The organism is Acinetobacter sp. CAU_H_56 (genome assembly GCF_058599425.1).
In genome coordinates, this window is the sequence record NZ_CM178654.1 from 1,441,477 (window position 1) to 1,456,491 (window position 15,015).

Below are 15,015 nucleotides of genomic sequence, written 5' to 3' on the forward strand. Positions count from 1 at the left end.
TGTTTTTTATTATATTTAGACACTAACTTGTATTAGGCAGTCTTAACTTGAACGACCAATTTAAAGTAAACGATACTGCATAAGGTGAGTAAACCACACAGAATAAAAGCGAACTGATAACTATAAGTGGCAATAAGCGCCCCAATCAGTAACGAGCCGACTGCAATTCCTACATCATAGAAGGTATAAAAGGTCGAAGTCGCATACCCAATCCGGTGTTTCGGTGCACGTTGAATGGCTAGTGTCTGGATGCAAGGTTGTGCGCTGCCAAAACCAACACCAATTAATACCGCAGCCAGCAGGAATCCCCATAGGGTCTGAATCTGACTCAGTAAAAAGAGTCCTAAACTAAATACTAATAGCGCAGGATAAATCACATATTGTGGGCCTTTACGATCGTAAATTTTTCCGGTAATCGGACGTAAACTCATCATGGAAATGGCGAATACGACAAAGAATAAGCTGGCATAAGTCATTAGATTTTTACTGGCAGCAAAAGGCGCGATAAAAGACATGATGCTGGCATAAGAGAAGGAAATCAGAGCTGCCAGAACAGCAACAGGCAGCGCTTTCTTTTCTACAACATCAGACAACACCAGTCCTTTTTTCTCAGGAATAGTTTGAATGATGTTCTCAGGCTCCTTGACCGGAATCATTAAGCAGAAAGCAAATCCGATAAAAACTAATGCAATCAGCAATGTTGTGATCTGAAAATAAGACCAGTATTCAATCAGACTTAAGCCAATCAAAGGTCCTAGAACAATACCCAGATTGACTGACATGACGTAATAGCCCATGCCTTCGCCTTTACGCTGTTCTGGAATAAACTGATTCACCACAGGAACACAGACTGTAGTCAAAATACTAAACCAGATCCCATGCAAAAAACGGATGATAAATAAGGTCGTCAGCTGATCGGCAAGCAAGTAGGTTAAAGAAAATAAACTGAAAAAGATTCCAGAAACAATCAGGGTTTTACGGATACCCAATTTTTCAATAATCAGGCCACTAAATGGACGTACCGCAATCGCTGAAATCATGAACAAGGTCATGGCAAGACCAGCCTGAGCTAAGTTTCCGCCTAATTCTTTCAGGATATAAATCGGTAAAATCGTGGTTTGTGCAAAATAGAAAATAAATAAAAACAGGTTATTGGCCAGACACAGCACAAAAGGCTTGGTCCATAAAGGCAATAGATTGGATTTCATAATTTTCCTAAATTGATCTATAGGGAAATGCTGCGGTGAGCATGAATATTATTTTTATAAAGCAGCCTGAGCTCTCTGATGAGTGTAATAGCAGGCACAGCAAAGACTTTAAGAAAAATGTGTGAAAAATACAATAAAATTCCCATATAAATACATTGTATTTGATGGTGAGCTTTAAATACGAAGTTTTCAATGCGTAAAAAAATCAGCCCACAGGCTGATTCTTATTTTTCCATACTAAATCAAAGTAGCTTATAGGCCAGCTTCATATTCTGTATTAGACAGTAGCTTTTCTACATCTGCCATATTGTCCGGTTTGATTTTATAGATCCAGCCTTTGCCATACGGGTCATCATTAATGAAGTCAGGATCATCTTCAAGTGCAGCATTGATTTCAACGACTGTACCAGAGACAGGCGCATGAATATCAGAAGCGGTTTTCACTGATTCAACCACGCCAGCCTGTTCGCCCGCAGTAATATGTGAGTCAAGATCTGGTGCTTCTACATAAACCAGATCACCTAATGCATCCTGTGCATGGTCGGAAATACCGGTCACAACAAGATCACCCTCAATGCGTACCCATTCATGTGTACTTGCGTACTTTAATTCTGAAGGATGATTCATTGATAACTCCCTAAAAATCTTAAGATCATTTTTGATATGTTTTATACATTCTTTTTGGTCAAAACAAAAGGTTTATCCTTGCTTATAAATAAGGATCTTTACGCCAGTTGCTCGGGCTACGACCACTCCAGCGCTTAAACGCCCGACTAAAATTGGCCACATCACTATAGCCAAGTTCATCAGCGATCTGCTCCAGAGTAAAGTCTGTACGGGATAATAAGGAAGTGGCATGCCGGTAGCGCACTTCATCCACCAGCGTAGAGAAAGAAGTACCTTCAGCGGCCAACTGACGCTTTAAGGTTCGATCTGACATATGCAGGCGTTCAGCTACACTTTCAATACTCAGATAATGCTGTTCGGAATGAGTCAGGATATCTCGTACCCGCATGGCAATCCGGTGTCGTTCACCAAGTGCAGATAATTCAGCTTCACATTGGTTAATCGCAATCTGGCTGGCAATTGGATCGGCATGTACCAACTTGTTCATCAGGTAGCTTTTATCAAAGCTTAAAATTAAATGCGGCTGTTCAAAACGGAACTGGTGCGTAGGAAATTTCGCCATGAAGCGTTCAAAGCCTTCCGGCTTTTTGAAATCGAAGTCGATTTCACCAGTTGCATCGTTAACCCCGGTAATAGCCTTAGCCATACTGATCAGACCAATCATCAGGGCAATCGAAATTTCGGTACGAAGCGGTTCAAGCTGGATATCAGTTTGCAGCTGTACCGTTGCCTTAGCGCCAAAGGTCGAGAAAAATAACTGCAGGAAGGGTAAACGTAACTGAATGAATCGATTCGCCAGCACCAGAGCTTCGGTAATATTATTCGCCGTCATGATGGCATAACCGATAAAGCCATGAATTGAAATCCGCATCTGGGTACCTAAGTGATAACCCAGTGTCGGTTCACCAGTGAGTTTCAGGGCATGCTTGACCAGTTCATTGGCGACTGGTGTCGGAATACGGTAATCAGGATCTGCCAACTGTTCACTGGTCAGGCCAAAAGGCTTAAAAAGCGACTCATTATTATACCCCCAGCGGGAAATGACATCGAGAAGCAAGAGACCGTATACACCTGGAATACCTTGGTCTTGGCGAGGAGCTATTGTTTTCATGCGCGATCCGTTGCACTCATTCAAATTTTTTTATTTTCACTTCATCTTCATATTGGCATGAAAAAGCCATTTTCTTGATAAAAATTGTTGGACAAAGCTGTGGCAATTTCCACAAGCAGATTTCAATCAACTTAAAGCAGAGTAGCCTAATTTAAAGTTGGAAATCAATGTAAAACAGAGATATTTTAGGGATTTAATTTTAAGGCTACAGATTTCTTCTAATTCAAAACAGGATCACTTTTAGAAAAATCTAAACTTAAAAAATTCTTATGGAATAGACGATATTCACATAAAAGCAAACCGAAGCATTACTATTCTAATGACTCAAATAGAACGCTTCGGTTTCTGTTGTAGATGTCAGTTACTACTGGATAGAGCAATTATGCTTCGTGCAAGTTGTCAGTTTTGGGATGTTGCTGTACCAAGAACCCGCCGGTTTGACGCTGCCATAGCTGCGCATAGATTCCGTTTAAGGCAACCAGTTCATCATGCGTACCTTGCTCGGCAATTTTCCCTTGATCCATCACAATCAGACGATCCATCTGCGCAATGGTAGAAAGACGATGCGCAATGGCAATAACCGTTTTACCTTGCATCAAGTCATCCAGACTATTCTGAATAGCTGCTTCGACCTCGGAATCCAGAGCACTCGTGGCTTCATCCAGAATCAGAATCGGTGCATCTTTCAGGAATACCCGGGAAATGGCAATACGTTGACGCTGTCCACCAGAAAGCTTCACGCCACGTTCACCGACATAAGCATCATAGCCTCTACGGCCACGCAAATCAGTCAGATTTGGAATGAATTCTTCTGCTTTGGCCTTGCGTACAGCTTCAAACATCTCTTCATCAGTTGCATCCGGACGGCCGTATTTAATATTTTCAGCCACGGTACGATGCAGCAAAGACGTATCCTGAGTGACCAGCGCAATATTTTTACGCAGGCTATCCTGAGTGACATCGGCAATATCCTGACCATCAATCAGAATACGGCCCTGATTCAGATGATAGAAATGCAGTAACAATTGAATCAGAGTCGATTTACCGGCACCGGAACGACCTACGATGCCGATTTTTTCACCCGGACGAATGGTCAGATTAAACTGGTCAATCACCGGTTTTTCATTATAGGCAAAAGTGACATTATCGAATTTAATCTCACCGTGTTTCAGTTCCAGTTCTTTCGCATCTTCTTTGTCTTGAATATTGATTCGACGTCCCAGTGTTTTCATCCCGTCCTGAATAGTACCGACATTTTCAAACAGGGCAGAGGTCTGCCACATCATAAACTCGGCAATACTATTCAGCTTTAATACCATCGCTGTGGTTGCTGCAATGATCCCGAGCTGAGCTTGACCTTGCATCCACAGCCAGATTGCAGTTCCCAGCACACCTGCATATAGCACAACACTTAGCATCAGAATGCTGATTTCGTATTGAGCGCCCAGACGCATCTGTTTATATACCGTAACCATAAATTCCTGCATGGAGGATTTGGCATACTGACTTTCTCGGCCTGCATGCGCAAACAGTTTTACGGTCTGAATATTGGTATAGGCATCAGTCACACGTCCGGTCATGACTGCACGCGCATCCGCTTGTAAGGATGAAATCTTGCTTAATCTTGGAATGAAATAGCAGGCGGCACAAATAAACAAGAGTAGCCAGACCATAAGCGGCAAAATAAGTAAGGGTGAAATGGCACCCAAAACAATATTAATCGTGACGAAATAAATTAGCACATAGGCCAGCATATCGCCCAAAATGACCCAGAATTCTCGGATCGCCAGCGCCGTTTGCATGACTTTGGCCGATAAACGTCCGGCAAAATCATTATGGAAGAAGTCCAAACTCTGTTTGAGCAATAAATTATGGAAGCGCCAACGCAGACGCATCGGGAAATTACTATATAAAATCTGATGCTTGATCAGGGACTGGGCACTGGCAAACAGGATATTGGCCAGCAAGATAATACTTAATAAGGTCAGGTTGCTGGCATGTTGATCTAAAAAAGTTTCTGGTTGACTTTGGCTCAACCAGTTTACCAGATCGCCAATTTTTGAATACAGTAAGGCCTCGAAACTGGCTGCACCTGCGGTACACAGCACCAGAACCAGCAAATAACGACGTACCCCATAAGCTGCTTGCCAGACAAAGGGGAAAAACCTGGTGGGTAAGGGTTGATTCAGGTTTTTGGTGGGATAGGGATCTACCAGCCGTTCAAGCCATCGAAACATTCACGTACTCTTATCATGTATTTTCTTTGCGAGGATTATAAAGGATTCTGCTTTTTGAAGTCTGAATTTGAGTGAAATTGCCACAAATGTTTAACTAAATCAAACTTTAGGTTGCAGAGCAGAAACTCATGCCAGATTTATGCCAGCTGATATGAAAACTAAAAATAAGAGCTTGAAATCGTTTTAAATACTGAGAATAAAAAAGCCCGAAATAAGAGATTATTTCGGGCTTAAGTTAAGAGGTTAGCTTAAGTGATAATCGGAGATGAAGAACTCGCATTAAAAGATTCCTTAAAATCACTCCCAGAAGGCGCCTGATACACCTTCAATCCAAATTCCGGAATAATCGCCAGAATATGGTCCATGATATCGGACTGGATATTTTCATACTCTGCCCAAACCGTCGTATTGGTGAAAGCATAAATTTCCAGTGGTAAACCTTCGCTGGTCGGTTGTAACTGACGCACCATCAATGAGAAATCTTTGGCAATGCCAGGATGCTGTTGCAGATAAAATTCCAAATAAGCGCGGAACGTGCCTAAATTGGTCAGACGGCGCTGGTTGTATTGTGAATGGTGCTGGAGCTGCTGGTTAAATTTATCTAGCTCTTCTGATTTGGTATTCAGATATTGATCAAGCAGGATGAAACTTTTCAGTTTGTTCTGTTCTTCAGCTGTCATGAAATGCACGCTGGTTTGATCAATATGAATTGAACGCTTGATTCGACGGGCACCCGCTTCCTGCATGCCGCGCCAGTTTTTGAAGGTATCAGTCACCAGTTTATTGGTTGGAATGGTGGTCACTGTCTTGTCAAAGTTCTGCACAGTCACTGTATGTAATGACATATCAATGACATCACCATCGGCATTTAGGGTCGGCATTTCAATCCAGTCACCAATACGTACCATGTCATAAGATGAAATCTGAACCGAAGCGACCAGTGACAGAATGGTATTTTGAAAAACCAGCATCAGGACAGCGGCCATCGCACCAAAACCGGCAAGTAAGGTGAATACATCTTTTTTCAGGAAGGTGCCTAAAATCATTAAGCCACAAACAATGAAGATGATCAGCTTGACCAGCTGTAAATAACCTTTAATCGGCTTATTGCGTGACTTAGGATTGCGCTGATAGATCAGGTTAAAGATATTCAATAATTCACCGAGCGCCAGAGCAATGGTCAGGAAAATAAATGCCTGAGCACCCATTTGTACAAAAGTTTGTACCTTGTCGGATAAATGTGGAACTGTGGTAATCCCGTTCATAATCACGATTGCCGGAACAATATTGGAAATCCGGCGAATCACGCTATGTTCAGCAAAAATCTGATTATTGGCAAAGGGCATTTTGGAAATCAGTTGACGAATGCCACGTACGACAATCTGTTTGGCAAACACATTGGCAAGGATGGCCAGTAAAATCACAATACTCAGTGAAGATAACATTTCCAGCCATGGGTACTGATCGGCCCAATCTCGAATATTCTGAATAAAATTAAACTGTTCCAACTGATCTTTCTCTTTAACTCAAAAAATTTGTTAGAGTTTATAGGTTTAAACGCAATTTTTTAATCCAGGATAACCTTTTAAAACATATCTTTCTTAGAGACTGCGAACTTAATCACTATTCAGGCATTTGTTTTTATTTTATCGGAATAGTTTTTTCTTCCTTGAGATTAATTCAGATTGAATAAATAGATGAAAAATTGATCGGTTAATGGCTAGGAAACGTGAAAAATTGATATAACAGCCTAGCTTGTATTTTTTCTAACTTTAAAAAATTAAAAATGTCAAAGTGAATTAAAGAATTTAATATAGCGTTTAATTATGTTAATTCGACATAACTTAATGTTTATTTTACATTTTATATACTTACGATAGTGCTAGGATTAAAATCATATAATAGATCTCTTTCATAAATCAAAAAACGATCTTCTTTTTGGTTAATATTTGCACTCCGGATTTCTTAGCATTCGTGCATAATCTGCGGATGAAATACATCGATTCAAACAAGCTTTCTGATCCTCAGTTCAAGCGATACACAGGCATCTCATGGTCAACTTTCTATTTGATGGTTGAGCAATTGCAGAAGCATGTCTCTGCCAAAGGCAGACCGCCCAAGTTAAGCCTGGAGGATCAGGTTCTGCTCTGTCTGAGCTATTGGCGGGAATACCGAACCTTATTTCACGTTGCGACGAGTTACGGGGTTTCAGAGCCCACAGCCTCAAGAATTGTCCGTCATGTTGAAGACTGCCTGATTCGGTCCAATCTGTTTAACTTACCCAAAGATTTACCCGAGGGCGAAGGCATCGACTGGCATGTTGTGATCGTGGATGCCACGGAAATTCCAATCCAAAGGCCTAAAAAAACAGAAGAAAAGCTATAGCGGCAAGAAAAAGACCCATACCTTTAAAGTACAGGCCATGATTCACTACAAAACTCAGAAAATTCTGAGTTTATGTACCAGTCGCGGTGCAGTGCATGATTTCGAGTTGTTCAAACGCAATTTAAACCAGATTCCTTTTGGGGCTTTTATCCTTGCAGATAAAGGCTATCAGGGGATTTATGTGTTGTATCCGAATAGCCTGTTGCCATTAAAAGCCAAAAGACACTGTAAATTAGATCCTGAATTGAAAATCTATAATCAAGAAATCAATAAAAGAAGAATCGGAATTGAGCATGTATTTGGCAGCCTGAAAACCTTCAAAATCCTTGCTGAGCGTTATCGAAATAGAGGTAAAAGGCTTGGTTTGAGATTCAATTTAATCGCTGGAATCTACAACTTGGAACTGAGCAAAAAATGATTTATGAAAGAGGTCTAATCTTAATCATTAAAAATGAAAAATCTTCAAATAGTTATAGCACAAGTTCTACATTCCTATGAACTGGAACATATTGAGCAATCAATAAGCCATGAAATTAATAACACTATATTGGAGATAGTGGTTAATGATGAATCTTTTGAAAAAATTGATCGTTACTTGTATTCAAAAAAAGATCCGAAAAAAATTCTTAAAAGCTCTATACATTATGTAATAGCGCTCTTAGAAAGAGCAAAGTATAGAGTAGAAAAAGCTTAGCAAAATAACGTGAGTCCTTTGCATATCTGCTTATACGTTATTAAGAAAATTGAGGGGTTTATTGAGTATTTACAGACTAAATTTTAGTGATTAGCGCTTTCATTTAAGGCTCGTTATATGAAATCTAAAGTTATTAAATAGGATTTGAATTGAGTGAAATTTGCTATCTATTAAAACAAGAATATGCAAAAGGCAAGCTGACATAGACTTAATGAAACAGATTAAAAAAACCGGCAAATATGCCGGTTTTTTATTTATGCTTTCCTTTTTAAGGAAAATGTGCTTACCACATTAAATCATCAGGAATCACATAAGCTGCATATGGATCTTCTTCATCAGTGGTTTCTTCATTTTTCTCTGAATTATTCACAATGATAAAGCCTTCCATTTTTGAATTGATACGATCTGCCAGAGCTTTAGGCAGGAAGGCATAACTTTCATTTTCACGTGCAATCACCAGACTGCCAGCGACTAGTGCATTATAAATCTGTTGGTTGATATAAACTTTCTTGATCTTGCTGTCATCAATAAACTGATAACTGATCTCGCCATCCGTATCACGAATTTTATGCTGATTAATCATCTGCATGATCGCCGCTTTAAGTTCTTTTTCCTGCAATTGGGCTTTTTTAGCCTGTTCAATGGCTTGGTCTTTAGCCAGCTTTTCCTGTTTGTCCTGCTCAATCTTGGCTTTGATTTCGGCTTCTTTACTGTCGCCTGTGCGCTTTTCATGTACCGCCTGTTTAGACAGTTTTTTGGCTTTTTTATTATCGACCAGGCCTGCCTTTAACAATTGTGCCTGTAATGCATTTTTAACCATGAGAACTTCCAGAAATTAGTCGTGTTGATGTCGATAACGTAAATAGATCACCCAATAGGTCAGGCTAAGCAGCAGGCTTAACACTGTAGGGACCAGGAATGCATTTAATTTTAAATAAGGATAAATCCAGCTGGCAAGTATGCCACCCACCAAAAAGCCGGCCAAGATCAGCATATGCAGGATCACTTTACGGGATTCTACGACCAGACCACGCAGACGATAGCCCATAGCCAGACCTAAATCGGTCAGTACACCAGACAAATGGGTGGTCCGGATAATCGCACCTTTATAGTGGCTGACCATGGCATTTTGTACACCCATCGCGACACAGGCCCATAACAAGGCATAACGCGGGAAATAGGGCAATAACAGCCAGCAAATGAATATAAAAAAAGCCACTAGGCTTAAAGGATAACCATACAGGCGTCCCAAGCGAAAGTGACTATTTCCTAAAATCAGCCCGCTATACATCGAGCCAATCACATAACAGAGCGTAACCAGAATCAGATACAAAATCTGGCGTGGTTGCCAGTCCAGCAGCGCCATCGCCAGCATACTGACGTTACCGGTCATATGTGAAACGGACTGATGCAACACGGTCACCAGTCCTAATACATTAATCATTCCGGCATTTACCGCAAGGAAGAATGCACCCAATTGAACCCACGATGGTAAACGCTGTAATGGCATGGCAATATCATTAGAAAAACATCTTGATTCTTCAATATAAAATCAATCTGTAGCGCGGTCTACTGCTGTTGTAAATAAAACATCGGTAGATGAGTTGAGTGCAGTCTCGGTAGAGTCCTGCAATACACTGATCACCATACCAATCGCCACCACTTGCATCGCGATATCTGAAGAAATCCCGAACAGGCCACAAGCCACGGGAATCAGCAATAGTGAACCACCCGCCACACCTGAAGCACCACACGCAGACACAGTCGCTACGATAGAAAGAATTAGCATAGTAGTGAAGTCAACATTAACACCTAAAGTATTTACTGCAGCTAAAGACAACACGGTAATCGTCACTGATGCACCGGCCATGTTAATTGCTGCACCTAAAGGAATTGCTACGCTTGAAGTAGTCTCTTTCACACCTAAGCGTTTTGCCAAGTCCAGGTTTACCGGAATATTGGCAGCAGAACTGCGGGTAAAGAACGCGGTAATGCCACTTTCACGTAAGCAGGTAAAGACCAGTGGATACGGATTACGACGGGTAATGAAACCGACCATTAACGGGTTAATCACCAAGGCTACAAATACCATGGTACCCAGCAGAACAGCTAATAAATGCGCATAGCTGGTCAAGGTATCTAGGCCCGCTTCGGCAAAAGTCACGGCAACCAGACCAAAAATACCGACTGGTGCAAAGCTGATCACCAGACGAATTACATAATTGATTGCATTGGCAGCGTCATTTAAACAGGTTTTAGTTGTGTGTGATGCATGACGGAAGGCAATTCCTAACGCAATTGACCATGCCAGAATTCCAATAAAATTCGCTTCAGCAATGGCAACCACCGGGTTCGCTACAAAGCTCAGCACCAGATTTTTGAGAATTTCACCTAGGCTGCCTGGCGGCTGTAAATCACCTTGCGCTGCAATATCCAGGAACAATGTGCTTGGAAATAAAATACTGGCGATCACAGCGCTTAATGCTGCCAGGAACATGCCGACAGCATACATCAGCATAATAGGTCTTATCGTTGAATTGGTCTGGCCAACCTGGAAATTTGCAATTGATGCAAGAACCAGAATGAAAACCAGAACTGGCGCGACGGATTTTAGTGCCTTAATAAACAGATCACCCAACAGGCTTAAGGAAGGTGCAGCTTCAGGAAATAACAGAGCCACACCAACGCCTAGAATAATGGCGATGATGATTCGGGAGACTAAACTCAGACGCGATAGGGCAGAAAACATAAGGTTGCCTTGTGAAAATTACGAGGGCTAAATGCGAAAAAAATTTGCGTTATTTTATACTTAAATTAAGGATCGCTTAAAATATATTTTTAGATAATATTTAAGTGACTGAAAATTAATAAATAATTAAGATGGTTTTTTATCTTGATCGTATTATTTCCATACAAAATTCTTAGAAATAGCCAGATTTACTGATTGGTTTTTAATCTTTATTTTTTAAATGAATATAGAATTTAAATCAATCATTTCCAGTTATGTTTCAGTTCAATTCTTTGCATGACAGCATGTCTATCATGCAAGGAATTAAAAAATCTTAAATCATATAATGTTGAGGCTTCTCGAAGATTTCCGGAGCCAGATCCTGAATTGCCTGAAAATGGGTTAGATAAATCCGGCCACTCAAATGTGTCATGAGTTTGGAGGCTTGCAAGCGGTCGAATACCGGGCCTTTCACTTCTGCAAAGTGCAGGCGAATATTTAGTTTGGATAATTCAGCATTGAGCTCTTCCAGCGTTTCCAAAGCACTCAAGTCAATCGCACTAATACTAGAGCAGTTCAAAATCACATGCTCTAACTTGTCATTTAAACTTAACTGATTAATCAGATAACCTTTAAGAGTATGCGCATTTAAAAAACTTAGGTTTTCATCAATACGCAGAGATAGAACCCGATCAGAAGTCATCACCTGATGACGCTGGATATTCCGGAAATGCTGGGTGCCTTCGACCAGACCCACGACTGCAATATGAGGGCGGCTGATGCGCCATAGCATAAGAATAAAGGTCGAAATAATCCCGACGATTAGACCGGTAGTAATATCCAGTAATACCACACCAAAAAAAGTAATCCACATGGCAATGCCATCAGCTTTGGAATAACGCCAGGCATCGACGAAAGGCTGGAAATTGACCAGTTTCCAGATAGACACAATAATGGTTGCAGCCAGAATGGTCAGCGGCAGATCCTCAAAGAAGCTGGTAAAAAACAGACTAACCACGACAATCAATAAAGAAGACAATACGCCAGCCAAAGGTGTTTTGGCGCCAGCGTCAGCATTAACCACAGTACGTGACAGACTACCGGTTACAGGAAAGGTGGAACTGATTCCGGCACTGATATTGGCTACACCGAGCGCAATCAGTTCCTGATTACTGTTCAAATTGCTACGCTGCTGTAGCGCCGTTGCCTGAGCAATAGAGAGAGATTCCACAAAACTGATCATGGCAATCATGCTGGCACCCGGTAATAAGGTCATCACCAACTCCCAGTTCCAGTGTGGGAAAGACAAAGGCGGAAAGCCTGAAGGAATTTCACCGACCGTTTTAATGCCTTGAACTTTTAAGTCTAAAAACAGAACGGCTGCAATACCGAGAAAAACCAGAATCAGTGGAACTGCTCGAACCAGAAAATCAGTCGAACCGATCCGGCTTTGTACTGCTTGAGATTTTAATAGTTTCGGCAGATAAACCAGTAAACCGATAGAAAGCAGGCCAAAGATCAGACTCGGGAGATGCAAAAGTGGTAAATATTCAATCAGGCTTTTCACCAGCTCGGGAATATTATTGGCTTTTAAAGGTAAATCCACCAGAAACTTGAACTGACCAAAAGCAATCAATAGAGCCGAAGCAATAATAAAACTCTGAATGACCGGATGGCTGATCAGCTGAATTAAAAAGCCGAAACGGAATACACCTAAAAGCAGGGAAATAATGCCGACCATCAATGCCAATAAAGTTGCCGCTTCAATATAGACCGGAGAACCCACTTCAAATAATGGATTCAGTGTGGCAAAGGTCATCATGGAAATGATGGCTACTGGTCCAATCGATAAGGTCGTACTGCCGCCCAATAAGGCATAAATGATCATTGGTAGAATACTGGCATAGAGTCCCATAATCGGTGGCAAACCTGCCAGCATGGCATAGGCCATCCCTTGGGGTACCAGCATCGCGACGACAATCAGGGCAGCCAGTACATCTGATTTTAATTTCACTGGGCTGTACTGACTTAACCATGACCAGGCAGGGAGTCTATTGAGCAGTCTAGACTTAAAATTTGGCATATACAGGTCTAAATCACAAATATAGATATATTATGCACAAATTCTGCTAAGAAGTCTTAGGATATAAATAGGTGATCATTCACATTTTAAAAAATGAATGAGAGGACAAAGGATCAAGGCAAAAGACTTAAAACTCTCAGTAGAGAAAATTTAAATCAGGCAGATCGCTTTAAAATAAAACAGGACGAATGAGGTAAATTGCAGCTTTAAGCGACTGCTTGATTTACACAGTAGATTTGATAAAGCTTTTTTAACATTTCTACCAGGTTCTGGTCTTTGATCGAATAATAGATCTGTTTACCGTCTCGACGGGTATTTACCGCATCGCTTTTACGCAAAATCATGAGCTGCTGAGACAGGGTTGGCTGTCTGATGTCGGTAATCTCTTCAATTTGAGAGACATTCAGTTCATTTTGGGAGAGATGACATAAAATGAGCAGTCGGTCCGTATTGGCCATTAACTTTAAAATACCGACAACCTGTTGAGCTGAATCCCGCATCGCGGCAATTTCAAGATCGGTTTTCATTTACTATGTCCATTTATACAATTACAGCCCGCGAATTATACGACTCGAACAGCGTGAATTGATGGATAGAAAGCGTGAATTACTATGGTTTTTAATGAATTGTGTTATCAAGAATAGTTATAATTTACTAATTAAAATATAAGATAATTTTATCGTGTTCCGGTTTTTTAGGAAGAAGATGTTTCATTTCAAACTGCTATCGTGATTCCATCTTGTTTCAGGCATCTACAAAGCCGGAAAATGCTTGTATCATGTAAATACATCTTGGCGAATAACATCAAGGATATTCTAATGACTACAGATTCAGCTTTTCCAACACCTGCCAATTTAGGTATCGCGGTTTATAGCAATAATGCAGAGGCAATTGGTAATACCCCTCTGGTTCGTATCAATCGTGTCATTTCAGGCGGAGCGACTGTACTTGCGAAAATTGAAAGCCGTAACCCGGCATTTTCGGTGAAATGCCGTATTGGCGCAGCCTTGATTGCTGATGCAGAAAAGTCAGGTAAATTGAAGCCGGGCATGCACATTGTCGAGCCAACCAGTGGTAATACCGGTATTGCGCTGGCATTTGTAGCAGCGGCTAAAGGCTATGATATTACCTTAACTATGCCATCAAGCATGAGTATAGAACGCCGTAAAGTGGTTAAGGCTTTAGGTGCCAATCTGGTACTGACAGATCCAGCCAAAGGTATGAAAGGTGCCGTAGAAGAAGCACAACGTTTGGTGAATGAAAATCCTGAACTGTATTACCTGCCACAACAGTTTGAAAATCCAGCCAATCCGAAAATCCATGAAGAGACGACCGGTCCTGAAATCTGGGAAGCGACTGGAGGTAATGTCGATATTCTGGTAGCGGGTGTAGGCACAGGCGGTACGATTACCGGTATTTCACGCTTTTTTGAAAAAGTGAAAAACAAGCCGATTTATTCAGTTGCTGTAGAGCCGGCTGAATCTGCCATTATTGGTCAGGCAAAACGTGGCGAGACGCTCACTCCAGGACCACACAAAATTCAGGGTATTGGCGCAAACTTTATTCCAAAGAACCTGGATCTGGATCTGGTCGATGAAGTGATTGCCATTACCAGTAGCGATGCAGTGGAATGGGCACGTAAAACTGCGACTCAAGAAGGTATCTTGGTGGGTATTTCAAGTGGTGCTGCAATGGCTGCAGCTGCGCAACTGGCTGCACGTCCTGAAAATGCAGGCAAAAATATCGTGGTGATTCTGCCAGATGGTGGTGAGCGCTATTTATCTTCAATTCTTTTTGAAGATATTTCTGCTGAGTAAATATTTAACAAATTAGTTTCACTAAATCTCGAAAAAGCCTGAAGTCATCTTTGGGCTTTTTTATTGGACTTTATGCCTTCATATAATGAAAGATCAAGAATTTAAACCAGAAGCTTGACCTTCCC

Annotated in this window: 13 protein-coding genes and 1 pseudogene; 4 read left to right on the forward strand and 10 right to left on the reverse strand. The window is 41.2% G+C overall.

Annotated features, from left to right (window positions below):
- Positions 1-32 precede the first annotated feature (32 nt).
- The 5 genes from AC4MCC_RS07050 to AC4MCC_RS07070 form a co-directional block, all read right to left on the reverse strand.
- Positions 33-1,208, reverse strand: coding sequence for an MFS transporter (locus AC4MCC_RS07050; RefSeq protein WP_491885808.1), 1,176 nt, complete (start codon positions 1,206-1,208; stop codon positions 33-35).
- Between the two features lie 252 nt (positions 1,209-1,460).
- Complete coding sequence (gene gcvH, locus AC4MCC_RS07055) at positions 1,461-1,835, reverse strand: glycine cleavage system protein GcvH (protein ID WP_104426083.1); 375 nt, start codon at positions 1,833-1,835, stop codon at positions 1,461-1,463.
- A gap of 82 nt (positions 1,836-1,917) precedes the next feature.
- Complete coding sequence (locus AC4MCC_RS07060; RefSeq protein WP_104426084.1) at positions 1,918-2,946, reverse strand: AraC family transcriptional regulator; 1,029 nt, start codon at positions 2,944-2,946, stop codon at positions 1,918-1,920.
- Between the two features lie 380 nt (positions 2,947-3,326).
- Positions 3,327-5,183 carry an ABC transporter ATP-binding protein gene (locus AC4MCC_RS07065; RefSeq protein WP_491880083.1) on the reverse strand — a complete coding sequence of 619 codons (1,857 nt, stop codon included), beginning with the start codon at positions 5,181-5,183 and terminating at the stop codon, positions 3,327-3,329.
- Positions 5,184-5,431: 248 nt separating this feature from the next.
- On the reverse strand, positions 5,432-6,691 hold the full coding sequence (locus tag AC4MCC_RS07070) for a mechanosensitive ion channel family protein (RefSeq protein ID WP_491880082.1): 1,260 nt from the start codon (positions 6,689-6,691) through the stop codon (positions 5,432-5,434).
- A 466-nt stretch (positions 6,692-7,157) separates the two neighbouring features.
- Between AC4MCC_RS07070 and AC4MCC_RS07075 the strand changes: the two genes are divergently transcribed.
- The 3 genes and pseudogenes from AC4MCC_RS07075 (at position 7,158) to AC4MCC_RS07085 (ending at position 8,349) form a co-directional block, all read left to right on the forward strand.
- Positions 7,158-7,568 (forward strand): transposase family protein, encoded by a 411-nt coding sequence (locus AC4MCC_RS07075; RefSeq protein ID WP_171065633.1) that lies wholly within the window; start codon positions 7,158-7,160, stop codon positions 7,566-7,568.
- On the forward strand, positions 7,516-7,986 hold the full coding sequence (locus AC4MCC_RS07080; protein WP_005252359.1) for an IS5/IS1182 family transposase: 471 nt from the start codon (positions 7,516-7,518) through the stop codon (positions 7,984-7,986). The genes AC4MCC_RS07075 and AC4MCC_RS07080 overlap by 53 nt, the downstream gene beginning before the upstream one ends.
- 33 nt (positions 7,987-8,019) lie before the next feature.
- Positions 8,020-8,349: pseudogene (locus tag AC4MCC_RS07085) on the forward strand (hypothetical protein).
- Between the two features lie 196 nt (positions 8,350-8,545).
- Here AC4MCC_RS07085 and AC4MCC_RS07090 read toward each other — a convergent pair.
- The 5 genes from AC4MCC_RS07090 to AC4MCC_RS07110 form a co-directional block, all read right to left on the reverse strand.
- Entirely contained in the window at positions 8,546-9,082 is a 537-nt protein-coding gene (locus AC4MCC_RS07090; protein ID WP_104426088.1) for a DUF2058 domain-containing protein, read from the reverse strand.
- 15 nt (positions 9,083-9,097) lie between these two features.
- The gene (locus AC4MCC_RS07095) at positions 9,098-9,772 is read right to left on the reverse strand and encodes a YoaK family protein (protein WP_104426089.1); all 675 of its coding nucleotides are present in this window, start codon (positions 9,770-9,772) and stop codon (positions 9,098-9,100) included.
- Positions 9,773-9,814: 42 nt separating this feature from the next.
- Positions 9,815-11,011 (reverse strand): serine/threonine transporter SstT, encoded by a 1,197-nt coding sequence (gene sstT / locus AC4MCC_RS07100; RefSeq protein ID WP_004785593.1) that lies wholly within the window; start codon positions 11,009-11,011, stop codon positions 9,815-9,817.
- A gap of 313 nt (positions 11,012-11,324) precedes the next feature.
- Positions 11,325-13,073, reverse strand: coding sequence for a SulP family inorganic anion transporter (locus AC4MCC_RS07105; RefSeq protein WP_491880081.1), 1,749 nt, complete (start codon positions 13,071-13,073; stop codon positions 11,325-11,327).
- Between the two features lie 206 nt (positions 13,074-13,279).
- Positions 13,280-13,600, reverse strand: coding sequence for an ArsR/SmtB family transcription factor (locus AC4MCC_RS07110; protein WP_104426093.1), 321 nt, complete (start codon positions 13,598-13,600; stop codon positions 13,280-13,282).
- A 291-nt stretch (positions 13,601-13,891) separates the two neighbouring features.
- Here AC4MCC_RS07110 and cysK point away from each other — a divergent pair, with 291 nt between their 5' ends.
- Positions 13,892-14,890, forward strand: a complete 999-nt coding sequence (gene cysK / locus AC4MCC_RS07115) for a cysteine synthase A (protein WP_491880080.1) — start codon at positions 13,892-13,894, stop codon at positions 14,888-14,890.
- Positions 14,891-15,015: the final 125 nt, after the last annotated feature.